General features: G+C 40.7%; 13 protein-coding genes. 7 read left to right on the forward strand and 6 right to left on the reverse strand.

The window, feature by feature from the left end:
- Positions 1-123 precede the first annotated feature (123 nt).
- Positions 124-1,260 (forward strand): MFS transporter, encoded by a 1,137-nt coding sequence (locus CKO50_RS12505; protein ID WP_095728423.1) that lies wholly within the window; start codon positions 124-126, stop codon positions 1,258-1,260.
- A gap of 491 nt (positions 1,261-1,751) precedes the next feature.
- Positions 1,752-2,792, forward strand: a complete 1,041-nt coding sequence (locus tag CKO50_RS12510) for a ChuX/HutX family heme-like substrate-binding protein (RefSeq protein ID WP_255229688.1) — start codon at positions 1,752-1,754, stop codon at positions 2,790-2,792.
- Positions 2,793-2,941: 149 nt separating this feature from the next.
- Here the strand turns inward: CKO50_RS12510 and CKO50_RS12515 are convergent, their stop codons facing one another.
- The 5 genes from CKO50_RS12515 to CKO50_RS12540 all read right to left on the reverse strand — a co-directional run bounded on the left by CKO50_RS12515 (position 2,942) and on the right by CKO50_RS12540 (position 7,470).
- Positions 2,942-3,823: an NAD(P)-dependent oxidoreductase gene (locus tag CKO50_RS12515; protein ID WP_095728424.1), complete on the reverse strand. Its 882-nt coding sequence runs from the start codon at positions 3,821-3,823 to the stop codon at positions 2,942-2,944.
- 107 nt (positions 3,824-3,930) lie between these two features.
- On the reverse strand, positions 3,931-4,869 hold the full coding sequence (locus tag CKO50_RS12520; RefSeq protein WP_095728425.1) for a DMT family transporter: 939 nt from the start codon (positions 4,867-4,869) through the stop codon (positions 3,931-3,933).
- 99 nt (positions 4,870-4,968) lie between these two features.
- A complete protein-coding gene (locus CKO50_RS12525) occupies positions 4,969-5,676 on the reverse strand; it encodes an AraC family transcriptional regulator (protein WP_039496473.1) in 708 nt (235 codons plus the stop codon).
- Between the two features lie 649 nt (positions 5,677-6,325).
- Entirely contained in the window at positions 6,326-6,817 is a 492-nt protein-coding gene (locus tag CKO50_RS12535; protein ID WP_095728427.1) for a hypothetical protein, read from the reverse strand.
- A 509-nt stretch (positions 6,818-7,326) separates the two neighbouring features.
- On the reverse strand, positions 7,327-7,470 hold the full coding sequence (locus CKO50_RS12540; RefSeq protein WP_255229690.1) for a hypothetical protein: 144 nt from the start codon (positions 7,468-7,470) through the stop codon (positions 7,327-7,329).
- Positions 7,471-7,775: 305 nt separating this feature from the next.
- On the opposite strand from CKO50_RS12540, the gene CKO50_RS12545 reads away from it, so the two are divergent.
- The 4 genes from CKO50_RS12545 to CKO50_RS12560 all read left to right on the forward strand — a co-directional run bounded on the left by CKO50_RS12545 (position 7,776) and on the right by CKO50_RS12560 (position 12,974).
- Positions 7,776-8,018 (forward strand): helix-turn-helix transcriptional regulator, encoded by a 243-nt coding sequence (locus CKO50_RS12545; RefSeq protein WP_255229691.1) that lies wholly within the window; start codon positions 7,776-7,778, stop codon positions 8,016-8,018.
- Complete coding sequence (locus tag CKO50_RS12550; RefSeq protein WP_095728429.1) at positions 8,011-9,252, forward strand: type II toxin-antitoxin system HipA family toxin; 1,242 nt, start codon at positions 8,011-8,013, stop codon at positions 9,250-9,252. Before CKO50_RS12545 ends, CKO50_RS12550 begins: the two co-directional genes overlap by 8 nt.
- 326 nt (positions 9,253-9,578) lie before the next feature.
- Positions 9,579-11,690, forward strand: coding sequence for a TonB-dependent siderophore receptor (locus CKO50_RS12555; protein WP_095728430.1), 2,112 nt, complete (start codon positions 9,579-9,581; stop codon positions 11,688-11,690).
- Between the two features lie 117 nt (positions 11,691-11,807).
- Complete coding sequence (locus CKO50_RS12560; RefSeq protein ID WP_095728431.1) at positions 11,808-12,974, forward strand: DUF1624 domain-containing protein; 1,167 nt, start codon at positions 11,808-11,810, stop codon at positions 12,972-12,974.
- Positions 12,975-13,123: 149 nt separating this feature from the next.
- Here the strand turns inward: CKO50_RS12560 and CKO50_RS12565 are convergent, their stop codons facing one another.
- Positions 13,124-13,762, reverse strand: coding sequence for an EcsC family protein (locus CKO50_RS12565; RefSeq protein ID WP_095728432.1), 639 nt, complete (start codon positions 13,760-13,762; stop codon positions 13,124-13,126).
- 1,726 nt (positions 13,763-15,488) lie between these two features.
- On the opposite strand from CKO50_RS12565, the gene CKO50_RS12575 reads away from it, so the two are divergent.
- A complete protein-coding gene (locus CKO50_RS12575) occupies positions 15,489-15,881 on the forward strand; it encodes a hypothetical protein (protein WP_095728433.1) in 393 nt (130 codons plus the stop codon).
- Positions 15,882-16,056: the final 175 nt, after the last annotated feature.

The following is a 16,056-nucleotide window of genomic DNA, read 5'->3' on the forward strand; positions in this document are numbered from 1 at the left end:
TAAAAGGCCTGATAATGTCAGGCATTAACCTAAACAAAGACCAACTTAATATTGGCTTTATTTCTTATGCTTTGCTCATTAATAGCAAGGTAAACGTTTGCTGCGCAAAAAAGGGGTAATGAGATGTTATTGACTTTATTACTCGCCTTTATTGCGTTTTTAGTCGGGGCCGATGAGCTGATGCTTGGGCCTATTCTTGAGCCTATTGGACTCGAATTAGGTGTAAAGCCTGAGCGAGTTACACTGTTTATCACCACTTACAGCGTTGCCCTAGCTATTGTGGCTCCCTTATTTGGGGCGCTCTCAGATAAAGTAGGGCACCGAGCTATCATCTTGCCTGCAATCGTGGTTTTTGGTGGTGCCTCCATCGCGACAGGGCTTGTCACTTCATTTGAGTGGGGGTTGGTTGCTCGTGTGATCACAGGTATTGCCAGTGCTGGCATGCTACCGATTGCATTTGCCATCGCGGCAAGCTCAGGTGGAGATGCGCTCAAACGGATCGGTTGGGTGCAAGCAGGCTTAACTCTTGGCATGATCTCAAGTCCTGCGTTTGGCGCGTTTTTAACGCATTTAATGTCGTGGCGAGCGGCTTTTGTTGCACTCGGGATCGCCACTTGGGTTGTGGTGTTATTACTTACTGTAAACCGCCGTGCGATCCCAAATGACAAAGCTGTTGAAGGCACCAAGATATCAGTCAAGCTATGGCAAATCCCCGGTGTTGTTGGCGCGTTACTTAGCATGTGTATTGGTTTAGGTGGTGGTATTGGTTTGTTCAATTTGGTTGGGCAGCATTTAAGAGATACACAAGGACTGTCAGTGTGGTTTATTGGTGTACTGTATGCCTTATTAGGCTTAGTGAGTGTTGCTGGAAACCTGATGATGCCAAAACTCGCAACCCACTTTGAAAGTGGGCGGCAGGTCATGCGTGCGTCATTGGTCGTTTGCCTCATTGCCAGTAGCGGTCTTTATTGGTATCAAGGTATCTCTCTCATACCGTTATACTTTTTGATGACACTTTGGGCATTAGCTGGTGGCATTGGGGCTCCGGCATTACAGGCATATATTTCAGAACTTTCGCCTGCACATCGTGGTGTACTTATCTCACTGGCCATGAGCATGATGCACATTGGTGTGGCGATTTGGTCTGCCGTCGCGGGTTTTGCTTACAGCCTTGGTGCGGCTGCGATGGCGCTGCTTGCTATTATTTTGTTTAGTCTTGCCATTTTGTGTTTACGCCCCGTAAAAAGCGCATCAATTTAGGAGGTAACTAGTACCAATTAGTCTTAATACATGTTCAATTTTAAGGAGCAAATCTGACACTAACGGCGTTAAGAATTTCTCATTTAGAACAACTAAATAGCAAAACTTTCGCCTTGCCTACATGGATGTAGGCATCTTAGCGATAGCAGGACGCGTTAGCGGTGTTATCGACAAGATTCTCTCGCCTCAAAATTGGAAGCTGAATTAAGCGAGTTGGTATGCCAGCCTGCATATTCAATTGAACACGAGTGCTTTTGATTGAGTAGAAATGTTTTAATCTGTGTGGACTTTCATTAGACGAAATAAATTGCTAGTATCATTTTTGATATTAATTCTCATTTTCATTTGCTTTGGGTTTCATGGTATTTGCAAAGTTGGTACATGGTTTGATCGGATGATGTTGCGTCTATATATCTGAGCACGGTAAATCAACAACTTGTCTTCTTCCTTTGTCAAATGGGTGGTTAAGCTAGGTTCCTTGTGGAGGAAATATGGAACAACTTATTCAAGATTATAAAATGCTACTAATCGGAGAGCCTAACATTAGGCCCATTGTTGCGGCTATGCAGCTAGGTGTGAGTGAAGCTGAGTTGCTAAACGCACAGCTGGATGAGCCTGTTACGTCTCGAGTTACCAGATTAGATGAGCATAAAATCGCGGATTTATTAAAAGGATTTAAAAAGCTTGGAAAAGTGATGGCTTTGACTAGAAATGGCTCTGTGGTGAGCGAGATAACTGGTTTGTATGAAAAGCTCTATGTTACAGGGCACAGTAACAAACTTAGTGCCGTGGCCATCAATCCAGGAGGGATTGATCTGCGGCTTTTCTTGCACAAATGGAAAAGTGTATTTCTTGTTGAAACGGATAAGCATACTAGTTTTCAATTTTTCGATGAAAATGGTCGCGCTGTACATAAGGTATACATGACCGCAGACGCCGACTTTAACGAGTTTGTAAACCTTAAAGCACGCTACCAGTTAACGCATGGTCATGAGTTGGATGTAACGCCATTTGAAGTCCTAGATACTAATATTAAAGAGTTGAGTACTGCGCAACTAGATGATTTTAGGTCACAGTGGGGTGAGTTAAATGATGTCCATCATTTTCCAAAGCTTTTAGAGACATACAACCTTGAACGCTTGCAGGCCCTTGAACTCGTCGGCTCACCATGGAGTTTTGAGCTACAAAGCTTTAATCTTGCGGATATATTTCAGCAAGCAAAAACGTTTAAGCAGGAGATTATGGCATTTGTTGGCAACCAAGGTACCGTACAGATCTTCTCTGGAAAGGTTGAAAACCTCAAACAAGTTGGCCCTTGGTTTAACGTATTAGATCCTGAGTTTAACCTGCATGTAAAAGTTGACGAACTAACGCGCGCATTTGTAGTCAGAAAACCAACGGATAACGGCAATACTGTGGTCACTTCTATTGAGTTTTTTGATGCCAATCGCGAGACGGTATTAACGCTGTTTGGCCGCCGAATTGAAGGCAAAAAACAAACCGATGAGTGGCAGGGGNATGTGAGCGATTGATCCATAAAGGACGGGTTGCGGCGTAATACTTGAGCTATAGAAAAGCTATCTTCTACAATCAGCTATATTGAAAAGGGCTCAATAAACGAGCCTTTTGACTTTCTAATGTTAAACTCAGACACTTAAATCATTCACAAGTAAATTGCTTCCTAGCTTCGTTTTAAAACGGGTAGCACCTCTGCTATTTCGTTATCTAACATATCCAGCACACTAGCGAAGCTATGGCTTGGTAGCCAACCTAGCTCGTTTTGCCCTACGGAGGAATCATACACGCGGTCCAAGCGCGCTGGCAACGACCACCCTCTCTGCTCAAAAGCGGTAGCTATCTCAGGGCATTTTTCCTTGAGAACTGCACTTGCATTATTATAAAGGTGTTCGCAGTCATTGAGGCTAAATGGTGTAGAACCAGAGATAATGAAACGATTAAAACCGTTTAAGCGCTTAACTATGGCACATGAATGAGCATTAGCGACATCACGGACATCTATACCGCGAGTAAGGCGGTATATTGCCATTAAGTCTGCTGGCTCTGGAAAACACCTAGAGATTTGCAATACTGTAACCGGAAGGTCGAAAAGGTTTGAAATTTCATTAAGTTTGTTTTCTGCAAGTATTTTACTTTTATGGTAGATAGACTTAGGTTGAGGTTCGACCTGCTCCGTTATCCAACTAGTTGCACCTTCAGAAGATGAAGCGTAACCATAAAGTGCGGTTGTACTGGTAAAGACAAAGTGCTGAATTCCCGCTTTGATCCCAGCTAAGGCAAGCTGTTCGGTTGCATCGACATTGATCGCTAAAAACTCCTCATCAGCTAATAGTCCAACATGTGGAGCATGAAGTGCCGCCGTATGAACAACTGCATCCACTCCTTCAAGAGCTGTAGAAATTAACTCGCCATCGCAAATATCACCGATAAAGTCGACCGTTGAGCAAGGAGCTTTGTCCAAACCTACCACGTCATGATTCTTCATCAATTTGATATAAATAGCACGCCCGATTCTCCCCGCAGAGCCAGTTACCAATATTCTCATGCTTTGTGCCTTTTAATATTTGAAACTCGAAGCCGCCTATCAGAATATTATGAGGTATGCTGATTGTAATCATTCGAATTTATAAAAATAGCAGCTTCAAGACCATTTTATCGCTCAGTGCGGCTTTGAAGGCTGAAGCTAATGTTAATTTTTGTCAGATTAATGGATTGAACAATCAAGCAAAGTAAAACTAATAGTGCGCCCACCCAAGCTATTAATTTAAAACTTTCTCCCAGCAGCAAAACTGCCAATACTGTTGCCATTAAAGGTTCTAGCAAAGTTATCAGTGTTGCATTGCTTGCTTCAATAAATGTTAAGCCATATGCAAATAATAAATATCCCAGAAACATAGGAACAATTGCCATATAGAGTGAAATTGCGCTATTGGTGACGTTTAAAAACAAATTTTCACCTGTAAATAATAGAGAAGGTAACAGCAGAATTGCTGCTCCTCCGAACAGCCCCGATATGGCGGTTTTGGAGTCAATGCCTTTTTCTATAAAGGATCTTGCGACCCACGAATAGCACGCGTAAGTTAATCCAGCGATACATCCTAATATAATTCCTAAAGTATTTAGAAATAAATTAGATGTTTCGTCAGATGTAGGCTCTTTAGCGGTCGTTAGCAAAATGACACCAATCACACCAAATGTACAACTTATGCTCCATTTTTTTGAGAATGGTTTTTGATTAAAGAGACGCTCTAGAACGGCTGCAAATATAGGCGCAGTAGCTATTGATACAATAGTACCGATTGCAACGCCAGACAAATACATGGAGGAATAAAATGCCAGAGGGTATATTGCAACTGATAAAGTGCCAATAGCAAATAGACTCTTTCGTTTGATAAGCAGCCGATAGTTTACGAATAGACTGCGAATGTTGGTCAGTGCCATCATTAAGCCACCAACGCCCATCGAAAATGCGCCTATTGCTAGTGGACTTACATCGCTTGATAAGCTTGCAGCAGTACCTGTTGTTCCCCAAAGTAAACTGGCAATAACAACAGCTAAAATGCCTTTAATAGTTTCAGAACTAAGTAACATAATTACCTTACAGATTATCATTTGAGAGTTAGATAATATGTTATTAAATGGGTCTATTTTTGACTATTCGGACGGAATGCTTATCAATTTGGGCAGACATTAACTTTTGAAATTTTTGGGAGACAAGCCAAAATACTGTTTGAATTTACGGCTAAATGTCGATAAATCTTTATAACCAACTTTCTCGCCAACTATCTGTAGTGAGTAGTCTGTATGTGTCAGTAATGCTTGCGCTTTTTCCATTCTAAGTTGTGTTATATGCTCTAGCACAGTTGCGCCCAATTGCGCTTTAAATACTTTTTTAAATTGAGTAGGGCTTAAATAAGCGACTTCAGCCAGTGTCGTAATATTTAGTGGTTCGGCAATGTTTTCAGTAATGTAAAGCAGCACATTGTTAACTCTAGCATCCAGTTTAGGGAGCAAGTGCTGGCTTTCTAACAATACGTAAAATGTTTCATACATTGACTGCTCAATGAGTGGGTTAATTTGATTTTCTAATTGACTCTCAATAAAAAGTAGATAGGTTAGCAGAGGCTTATTTATCTCAAAAACAACCTGTTGCGATGAAATAAGATTGTTGGGTAGACAGCGCATATCAGCAACAATAAACCGTGCCTGGCGCTCTGCCGCAAACAAATGCTTCTCATTGGCACGAATAACTACGCACTCTCGCGGCGAGACCTTACCACTAAAATTGCCAACTTGTATGTTAATGACTCCTCGCAATGGCAAAACAACTTGATTGAACTCATGCGAGTGGGAAACCGGGTTTGCACTGTAAGAGCGAATGGATAATAGGTTTGGCATGCCAACTACAAATCAAATTGATAATTCATAGCAATTTAATCGGTATTTTACCTCGCGACAAGAGTTGGCTTACCTTTACACAAGTGTAGACACTAACGATTGATGGCAGATACCGACTATAGCATAGATGCAAATTGTGGTGGGTATCTGTGTTATTCTTTATTTTGTTAGCTATACCTGAATACATATGTTCGGCCAAGATACACTACATGTACAGTGGCTAAAATTGGTAGTAAATAGAAAATCAAGCCGTATTCGTTAGAGCTCAATAAGGTACAGGTTAAGATTATTGCAGCAATACCCGACATTATAAATAGCCGCATTTTTGCTGGTGCAATATAGACTTGTGTAGGGTTAAACAAATGCAAAACTAAACATATGAGTGCTGTAAGCCCTAAGCACCCGCCAATAGTAGGCAATAGATAAAACATTGCTTCAGGCTCAAACGGAGTAGGACTGAAGAAAATTGCAGGTACGAATATGAAACTCATAGCCAGCATAATAGTAGCTGGCCCAAAACATAGGATAACTTCGAACAATATTAGGAATCTAAATAATGGCTTCATCTTGGTATAGCTAAATCCCCAAAAAAATAAGTAAACTTAGTGTTGGTGGGCGATTAGTTCAGCAAATGGTATGACATGTTTTGTTATACAACTTTTAACTCATGAGTCCAATCTTTCCATGAAATCGATTTGCCCGGTAATGCTATTTTTGAGAAGGGCCACACTGTTCGAAGCCAGTTTAAGACAGTCTGATAAAGTATTTTTTCTAACGCAATACTATCATCTCGAATCCACAAGTAGACTTCGCAGTCATAATTTAGTGATCGGCTTGGATCTATATAAACAGAGCCTAGGCATTTTTCCTTTGAATTGTTAAATATGGAATATGCAAAAGCATCCCTTGATTCAAATTCTTGTTTATGAACCTTTAAGCTTTCTATATTTTCTTCGAGGGTCATATTAACTGTAGGCCACTCAGTTTCAGGGCCAAATAATCCTTGTAGCCTTTTTTGACTGGACATTACTGCTTCAAAGTCTAACTCAGCAACTTCTTCTTCAAGCACTCTGAAATGAAAATTTTCACTATCAAAAAACGTCGGAGGCTGGAACGATTCAGAAATAAAAGGATTGGGCATACTCAGGGCTATCCGTTGTTGTATAACAATTTAGTATTTATGCGACACGCAGTTTGTATTGCATAATCGCTGGTCGGACTGAGCCGCTACCTGCTCGGTGTGTCAGAGTTGGTTATGCTGTGGGCTTACTTAGAAAAAATAGACTTTTTGGAGGCTTTAGCGCTCCTAGCTAGTTTGAACAGCTAATCTATTATAAATTAAGCTTTCCCTGCATTGCTCAGCGTTTATTATGTGCTCATTACACCTAAATTTGGCGAGATAGGCAATTATATTTTTTATAAGTATAGAGGTTGCTAGCCTGAGTGATTAAGTGTGCCAAGTGGTTTATTTTATTTATAAAACTTAGATTTTTGCTCGTTCGTTCTGCTTTGAACATTGTTTACAACTTGCTTATAGTAAAATATGCTTTATTACATCTTAGATTTGCCAGCGCACACTTTATCCAAACTCAAGTGTTAATAGTATAATTAACACTCAGTGTTTTGATTTATAAAAGCTTTCTAACTTATCTAAAAAACCATACAGTTTTGGTTCATTTTGTCATAGTTATGGTTCAGTAAAACCTCTGGCTCATCTACAAATCGATACTGTAAAGCGACACTGATGTCGTCATTTTCAATCAGTAATGCGACGATATCTTTGGTAAATTCCATATGGCACTGAAAACCATATACTAGGTAACAAATAACGGTGGGGTCACCGCTAATACTCTAGAGTTCAATCGCCTTTTTCTCAATAGTTGGCACATTGGGCAACATGTCTTACTACCTCTTTTTCTATATCCGAAGGATGTCAGTCTTGCTTTAGTTTCTGCTACTATGATGGCAAATATCGGTGAGATACTCTGTATCTGCTATCATAATAGCAAAAAAATCATCATAGATGCTATAATTGATACTATAGTGACAGTTTTTTTGGGGCGTTTATGCTATCTCTTTATACCGCTTATGATATGCAAATGGAACTCAAAGAGTTTATCAAATCCGCTCGGAAAAAAGATAAACTCAGTGTTCAGAAGATGGCCGATCTCTCTGGCGTGCCTTATGCTACGATCCGAAAGTTTGAGTCATCTGGTAACATCTCATTGCGGCAGTTTCTTATGCTTTATGAGACTGTCGGTGACTTGAAAAAAATGAAAGAGCTGACAAAGTTATCTGAGCCTGAATATAAAACTATAGAGGATGTGCTTCGACATGCTTAAATCAGCCCTAACCGTAAAGCGAACGCTTAGCACAGGTGAAAAGGTAATTGTCGGCAAGCTCGCTGAAAATAGTAAGCACAGTTTCTTTCAATTTGATGAGACTTATTTAGGTGCTCACCCAACTTCCCTGGCTCCGTTCAATTTAGCGGCTGATACAAGCCTCCAAGCTGCACCTAGAGAGCCACATTACGGTATTCATGGGGTTTTTGGAGATAGCCTGCCTGATGGCTGGGGGCTTTATCTTATGGATCGTGTATTTAGGCTGCACGGTCATAACCCAAATGAAATTACCGCTATGGAGCGCTTGGCTTACCTAGGTGACAGGTGTATGGGGGCGTTGAGCTATGAGCCAGAATTAGATTTACTTGATGAGTCCAAGGAGTCGATTGATATCATTACTCTCGGACGAGCAGCGACTGAAGAGTTTGAAGGGACTGAATCTACTTTGCTCGAGCATTTGATGAAAACGGGTGGTTCGGGTGGTGCTAGGCCAAAAATGAACGTTACACGTTTATCGAATGGTGAATATACAACATTAGATAACGAACCGGGTACAAAGCTTATCGTCAAGCTGACATCTGAAAGGTTTGAGTTGAAGCACTCTGAGTCATTAGTCGAATATTGCTACATGCAGATGGCCCGTAATGTCGGCATTGAAGTTCCTGACTTTAATTTAATTGATGCGAGTAATGGCCGCTTTTGGCTAGAGCAGAAACGATTTGATTGTACTGAGCCAGGTGGTCGGATCCATATGATTTCAGCGTGTGGGTTGTTAGATGCACAGTTTCGAGAGCCCTCTTTAGACTACGTGGATTTAGTTAAAGCTACGCGTATCATGTGCAGTGTTACTGAGTCTCAAAAGCTTGTTAAGCGCTGCATTTTTAATTACCTAACGGTTAACCAAGATGATCACAGTAAGAACTTTAGCTTTCTGGCCAGTGACAACGATAACTGGACACTATCGCCTTTCTACGACATTGTTTATAGCCCCAGCCCTTACAAAGAGCATATGACGGCATTTGGCGGGGATGGCCGAACGCCAAAGCGCGCGCTAGACCAGTTAGCTGCTCAGTCTGGGTTATCTTCAAAGAAAGCGATTATGGTGATGGCTGAAGAAATCTTCGAAATAACTCGCTCGTTTCGCAACGAAGCCAAAAACTTAGGTTTGTCACATACGCTGATTAAGGAGATTGATAAGGATATAGTCGAAAAGTTTACTATTTTGACAGGGTAATGTGAGCCGAGAAAACTGTAATTTTTAACCTATCCGACTAAATTAACGTATAAAGTCCATGTGTACTGGAGAATAAATACTCAGTACGAGTATGAATGTGCAAAACTGCTAGGCACTTATACCGTTAATATTCCTTGTTAATCACACCGCTCAGAGCGAATTCAGATAAATACAGCTCAGTTTTATTAGCGAACACTCTCAAGCAAGTGAGAGCTTACGACCAAAAACACAAAAAAGCGTCAATTGACAATTTATCAAATAACAATAATTGTTTGTGATATGTTATAGTGTATCGAAATTTTCAATTCCAAAAAATAGAGATACCAGTGAACAAAAAATTACTACTCTCACTCATTTTGGTGGCTAATGGCACCACTGCGCAAGAATCAGCTTCAAATCATAGCCCAAGCAGGGAAATAGAACGTATAGAGATTAAACAGTTTCGGCAGCCCTATCGTGGTAATGTACCTTTAGTTCAAACGCCTCAAGCAGTTGATACTCTTAGTTCAGAACTGCTTGAAAGCGAAAGTATTACTCGCTTTATGGAAGCGTTAGAGCTCACACCGAGTGTTGTTAGGCAAAATAACTCTGGAGGCATGTTTGATAGCTTTGCTATCCGTGGTTTCTCGGGTGATGAAAATAATCCATCAGGTTATCTTGTCAATGGTTTTAATTCTCGAGGCTACAACGGCAATAGAAGTACAGCCAATATCGAAACCATTGAAGTCATGAAAGGTCCAGGCTCTGCGTTATATGGGCAAGGGGAGCCCGGTGGCACTATCAATATCATTACCAAAAAGCCTCAGTTCGAAGAGCAAGGTTATATTCAAGCAACGTTTGGTAATTACAGTAAAAAACAGTTTGAATTTGATTACACAAACTCAGCTACCAAAGAAACTGCTTATCGACTAAATGGCGCATATGAAGATTCAGACACACATAGGAACCATGTTTCAATCAAAAGCTTGCACTTATCGCCGTCGATACTGTGGAATATTTCTGATGACACGAGTCTGAGCTATGAAATGGAAGTACTCGATCAGAAAAAGCCGTTGGATAGAGGTGTGTATATTCTAAATAATAACTTTGATGACGTTAACACGGGCGCTTTTTACAGTGATATTCGTGATGGTGTGCACCAAGTTGAAGCCTTAGGTCATCAGTTAGTGTTAAATCATAAGGTAAGCGATGATTGGCACATACTCACTGGGTTTGCTTATCGAGATTCTTCATTTGAAGGTGTATCTTCAGATACTGAATTATCAGATGGACGACAGCTGATATACACAGACGCGAGCCTACTTTCTCGTCAAAGACGTGCTCGAGACTACCAGGCTTTGGATGTTTCTGCGCGCATTGAACTCAGTGGTGAAATTGAATTTGGCAGTGTAAAGCACAACATTCTAGTGGGCGTTGATCACTATAATTTTGACATTGATACTGACTATAAAGTATGGCGTACGGCATGGGGGTCGGGTGATACCACCTATAGCATTAACCCAAATAACCCAGACTACACGCAAACACAACCAGAACCTGTATTAAAAACGTTGACCGAAGAAAACCAAAAAGGTCTCGGTATTTATGCTCAAAACTTGATCGAACTGACCGGAAAATCGAAAGTATTAGTGGGTGTCCGTGTTGATAAATTTGAGCAAGATATTCTTAACCTTCGTAGTGATGAAGCGCAAAGCCAAAAGCAAACCGAGTTTACGCCACGCTTGGGTTTTATTTATAACGCGAATGACAAAGTTAATCTGTACACAAGTTACGCAGAAGGGTTTAGGCCAAACCCAGGTTTAGATTCTAATCGTAATGCGTTTGAACCAGAAGAAACTAAATCTTTTGAAATCGGCGCTAAATGGCAAGGTGTTGCGGATCGTTTCTCGGGTAGCATTGCACTTTTTGATGCGCAAAAAACCAATATGCTTACCGCTGAACCTGACACCGGCTTATCGGCAACCTTGGGTGAAGTAGAAAGCCAAGGTATTGAATTTCAATTAACGACTGAATTAACCGACGATACTGTGCTCGCGCTTGCTTATGCTTATACCGACGCAAAAACCGCAAATGATGTGATTAATGCAGACTGGGGCGTGCCTATTCCCAAAGGCTCACGTTTGATTAATGTTGCAGACCATATTGGTCATGTTTCACTAAAGCATTACACCACACTTTTAGGAAAAGAATCTTATCTTGGGGCAACCGTGAATTATGTGGGTGATCGTCTGGGCGAAACAACAGACGCAAACTTCATTTTGCCATCCTATACGCTAGTTAATTTATCGGCATCGGTTGAATTAAATGACAAGGTAAGTGTGAAACTGGACATCAACAACCTATTTGATAAGACCTATTTTGAAAACTCCTATCACAAACTATGGACCATGCCGGGATCACCTACAACATACAGCGCAAGTGTGAAGTATCAGTTTTGATCCCTAATACGAGCGTAAAGTCTTAGCATATTTTAAGTCTTCTGCTTGTCGAGAGAGTAACAGTCTGAGTCATTTTAATTGGACTGTTTTTTCGTTTTTAACACGAGAAAGAGTGTAATGAATAATCTTCAAAACAGTAAAACACGGTTGTCTTCTATCGATATACTGCGTGGCATCGTGATGTTATTTATGTTGGTTGACCATGTGAGAGAGCGGTTTTTCTTGCATGTACCAGTTCTTGATCCAATGGACATTCATACCACGAGTCCAGAGTTGTATTTTACCCGTTTAAGTGCCCATTTTTGTGCGCCTATTTTTGTCTTTTTGACAGGTTTATCGGCTTGGTTGTATGAAAACCCCGCAAGCAGTGCGAAGCGGTCGGCCCAGTCATTTCTTTTAAAGCGTGGCCTATTTTTAATTTTACTTGAAATGACACTGGTTAATTTTTCTTGGTTTGGCGCGTATCAAACACTGTACTTGCAAGTTATTTGGGCAATTGGCGTAAGTATGGTGGTATTGGCACTGATGGTCGCTTTACCTCGTAGTGTGATAGCAATATTGGGTGTAAGTATTGTGGCTGGTCATAATTTATTGTCGCCCATCGAGTTTGCACCGAACGAAATAGGCTATACCGTTTGGACGATTCTGCATGACCGAGGTTATTTAGTCGCAGATGCTGTTGTTAACGTAAAAGCGTCTTATCCGGTTTTACCTTGGATTGGCGTTATCTTGTGCGGCTATGCGGTAGGACCTTTATTTTCAGGCTCAGTGTCATCGCAAGCACGTAAAACCATTTTATTGCAAAGTGGGACAGCTCTGTTAACTGGTTTAGTGGTTTTAAGAGGGTTAAATCTATACGGAGAAACGCTTGATTGGTCTCAACAGGCAACAACACTTCTCACCACGATGGACTTTTTTAACTTTACTAAATACCCGCCATCTCTCGATTTTATTTTACTTACCTTGGGAGTTGGTGCATTCGTATTAGCGTTTTTAGAGACTAATGCGATCAGAGTATTAGAGCCGGTTCGAGTATTAGGGTCAGCGCCGATGTTTTTCTACATTACGCACCTATACGCACTACTTGTTCTTAGTATATTGGCACAATGGCTATTTGGTGCGAATCAGCACTATGGTAGCAGTCAAATTGCATATTTTGGCTTTTATCATGTTTGGCAGATATGGCTATTCGCAATGTTTTTAAGCGTGCTTTTATACCCATTATGTAAATGGTTTGCAGGTTATAAACGGAAAACATCAGCGCGATGGGTAAAGTATTTTTAAATATCAAAATACTGTTTAAGTTGTTGTTTTTAAAATAAACGAAGCGGATAACAGACACCCATCATTATATAGATGCGAATTGTGTCTGTGTAAGGCACCCAAAAGTGGGCGTAGGTTACGCCCGCATCAGCTGCTGGAGGCACGATTTTTTAGGTATACTCGCTATTGTTAACAAATGTATCCCTAGCAATATTACCAACTGTATTAGTCGCAATGGTGTCGAATGTTCCGCCGATTATACCACCAACCAATGGAACTGCTTTGCCTAGATTTATAACTCCTTTCTCTCCAAATTTGGTGAGAAGGCGAAACCCTACCTTTTGATTAATAGCCGTGATTGTCTTACCAGAAATATTTCTAATGGCGTTGGTTGTGAGCTTTGTACCAACGACAATACCCATATCTTTTAAAATATCTTTTCCAGCGTTACCAGTAAGGCAGGCATAAACGAGGGTTTTAACTCGATCATCGTGCAAGTCATGCCCGCCCATATGTGCGATAGCTGCAATCATCCTAACCTGAACATACATAACGCTAGTAATATTGGCTGGAATCGCTACAGGCATAGTCACAATTCCACCAAGGCCCGTTAAAAACCCAGACGTTCCTGCTTTAGTATTTTGCCAGCGAATTAACGAATTGACTTGGTTAATAAGATCATCATCACTAGCCAAATAATCTTCGGCTAACTCGCTTGCTGAATCTAAACCAGGCACGCCATTTACGGCTTTCTCATAAGCCCAATCTAAGGCTTGCATGATTTTACTTTCTGTAAGTTCTTTTCCCATCTATTCTTCCTTTTACCTGATGTCTCGCTTAATCAGCGTAAAATAGCAGGCTAAAATTAGCGTCTAAGGGGCGTAAGTCTGCTATTTTTTTGGTCCTATTTAGTGAAAGTGTGTGATATTTTTGGAAACTTCTCTCCGAAGTTTAGCGGACAGCTAAACTTCAAGGCGATCAAACCTAAAGGAGAAAGTTCAAAGATATTTTATACTAATTTTCATCAATATAGTTGTGGAATATACCTTCATGCACACATTTTATATGTTTGTGTTCTTGATGAACTCGGTAACAAGGTTGTTCACCATAAAATAAAAGCCGATAAAGCTGAGTTATTTAAACTCTTTTTCCTATCTCGAAGGTATCGTTATTGGTGTTTAATAAATTAAATCACTGACACCCACCACCGGTTTGTGCAAATGGCAGATGCAGATAACAGAGAGTCACCATAACATAGTACAAATTATAGTAGGTGTCTGTGTTAGCCCTGTGGTGAGACCCACCCTTGAGAGCCTGTTAAACCGCAGGTGTATACAAATACCGCGTGGGAGAGAAGGCACAANGGGCGCGAATACATCAAAGAGGCCGAGGTAGCACCTCATCAAGAGCCCGGATATAAGCACGCAATCACACCAATAATGCTAAAAATGGCTTGTACAATTGGAGGAGTCCATATAAGGCGGTTCACCCGCCGAGAAGTATGTTTTTCAGGTGATGAGGGAGTGCCTTTTCTTTTGCGCAACGATTCTTTGGGCATCAAAGAATCGTAAGTCGTAGCCCTTGGATGGGCGTTGAAACCTGTTAGGAGGACGGGCTGACTTCACGATAAATTTCGAGTTACCAGCCGTTAGCAACATAAACCTCCATGTTTAATATTAAAGCACATCCATGCGCTCCTCGTTCATTCTTTTGAAACGACGCAAAAGAACGAACCAAGAAAACGTCGCCCCAACATCACACTTAATCCTCAAATCCTAAGCTGATGTATAATACCAATTGCACTAAGTCTCCAATTAATTTGAAGGGTGAAATACCATATTAGTGTAGTTAAAAATTTCTCATTTAGAACAACTAAATAGCAAAATTTTTGCCTTGCCTATATGGATATAGGTACCTTNNGGCGGTAGCAGGACGCGAGAGNTGGAGCTACTACAGCTATTTCTCCGCTTCAAATTGCTCATTTACCTAATACAATTGGTATCGCAACCACCTTGTAAGGCACGTCCCTGTGCCAGACAAGGCTTGGCCGACATCCTGTCGGCACATTGCATATCAGCTTATGCTTTTCGGGTGTGATGGAAGGGGAAATAAGTTGCTTGTGAGATCTTCTACGATTTTAGCAATGAAGCCGTTTGCAAGGGTTACAAAAACTATCAGCGTAGCCTCCTAGCTCACGAATAGTGGATAGCAGACACCCATCATAATATAGATTCGAATTGTGGTGGGTGTCAGTCCTATACTGAAAGTCAGTTAAGCCCGAATATATGTCAGAGTGTCACCTTATTTAGGGTGACTCAAAGTGACTGTTTATCAATACATACAAATAGTAAATGAGAGATAAATAAAAGAAGCAACAAGGCTGTTAAAACAACCTTGTTGGATGAGTATTACTTGACAGCAGCAGAGCGTCCATATGTCACGGTTAACTTTCCGTTTAATCTTCAGTGGGTGTCTGTGTTAGCGCCATTTGACAGAGTGCTTAAATCGGATATGGAGTCTTTTAGAGAGTAAATTATGAATATTGATGATAAATATATAACAGAAATAGGGCAATTGCTTTTACGTTGTGAAGATATGCTAGAAAACGAATGGGAATCAGTATCTATAGTTTATGATGTTAATGAAGGCCACACATCTAACTCGGGCTTTCTTTATATGAGAGATGGAATTTTGCCAACTTGTGCTAGCATTGATGGCGAACCGCTACTATTTCGAGATAAAATATTTGGTTTACGTGAGAAAGTCCAAGATGAAACGGGTTATGGATTTATACAACTTCTCATCCAAATGGAAAAGGCAACTGGCCGTATAAAAATTGATTTTGAGTTCGATGATCCAAATAGATGGGCAATTAAATCCGCAAAAATCAAAGAAATGCGAGAGATTTTGAGGCCAGACTTTTCTTGATATGAGTTTGCATGAACAAAGCGTTGGAAAATGAGTAATATTTTACAAGCAGTACATTTGAGCAACGTAACGTAGCTTAAAGACTAAAAAGCCAGATTTTATCTGGCTTTTCAGACTGTTGAAAAAGGGCTGGACACAGATCTAGCCCTTTGATCTAATAAGCGTAGTGAGTTTA

Origin of the sequence: Pseudoalteromonas sp. HM-SA03 (assembly GCF_002289345.1) — a bacterium.
In the GTDB taxonomy this organism is placed as follows: Bacteria; Pseudomonadota; Gammaproteobacteria; order Enterobacterales; family Alteromonadaceae; genus Pseudoalteromonas.

Bases quoted from the DNA above. Each gene is read 5' to 3' on its own strand.
- CKO50_RS12505 (WP_095728423.1), top strand. From the start codon at position 124: ATGTTATTGACTTTATTACTCGCCTTTATTGCGTTTTTAGTCGGGGCC.
- CKO50_RS12515 (WP_095728424.1), bottom strand. From the start codon at position 3,823: ATGAGAATATTGGTAACTGGCTCTGCGGGGAGAATCGGGCGTGCTATT.
- CKO50_RS12520 (WP_095728425.1), bottom strand. From the start codon at position 4,869: ATGTTACTTAGTTCTGAAACTATTAAAGGCATTTTAGCTGTTGTTATT.
- CKO50_RS12525 (WP_039496473.1), bottom strand. From the start codon at position 5,676: ATGCCAAACCTATTATCCATTCGCTCTTACAGTGCAAACCCGGTTTCC.
- CKO50_RS12535 (WP_095728427.1), bottom strand. From the start codon at position 6,817: ATGCCCAATCCTTTTATTTCTGAATCGTTCCAGCCTCCGACGTTTTTT.
- CKO50_RS12540 (WP_255229690.1), bottom strand. From the start codon at position 7,470: ATGGAATTTACCAAAGATATCGTCGCATTACTGATTGAAAATGACGAC.
- CKO50_RS12545 (WP_255229691.1), top strand. From the start codon at position 7,776: ATGGAACTCAAAGAGTTTATCAAATCCGCTCGGAAAAAAGATAAACTC.
- CKO50_RS12550 (WP_095728429.1), top strand. From the start codon at position 8,011: ATGCTTAAATCAGCCCTAACCGTAAAGCGAACGCTTAGCACAGGTGAA.
- CKO50_RS12560 (WP_095728431.1), top strand. From the start codon at position 11,808: ATGAATAATCTTCAAAACAGTAAAACACGGTTGTCTTCTATCGATATA.
- CKO50_RS12565 (WP_095728432.1), bottom strand. From the start codon at position 13,762: ATGGGAAAAGAACTTACAGAAAGTAAAATCATGCAAGCCTTAGATTGG.
- CKO50_RS12575 (WP_095728433.1), top strand. From the start codon at position 15,489: ATGAATATTGATGATAAATATATAACAGAAATAGGGCAATTGCTTTTA.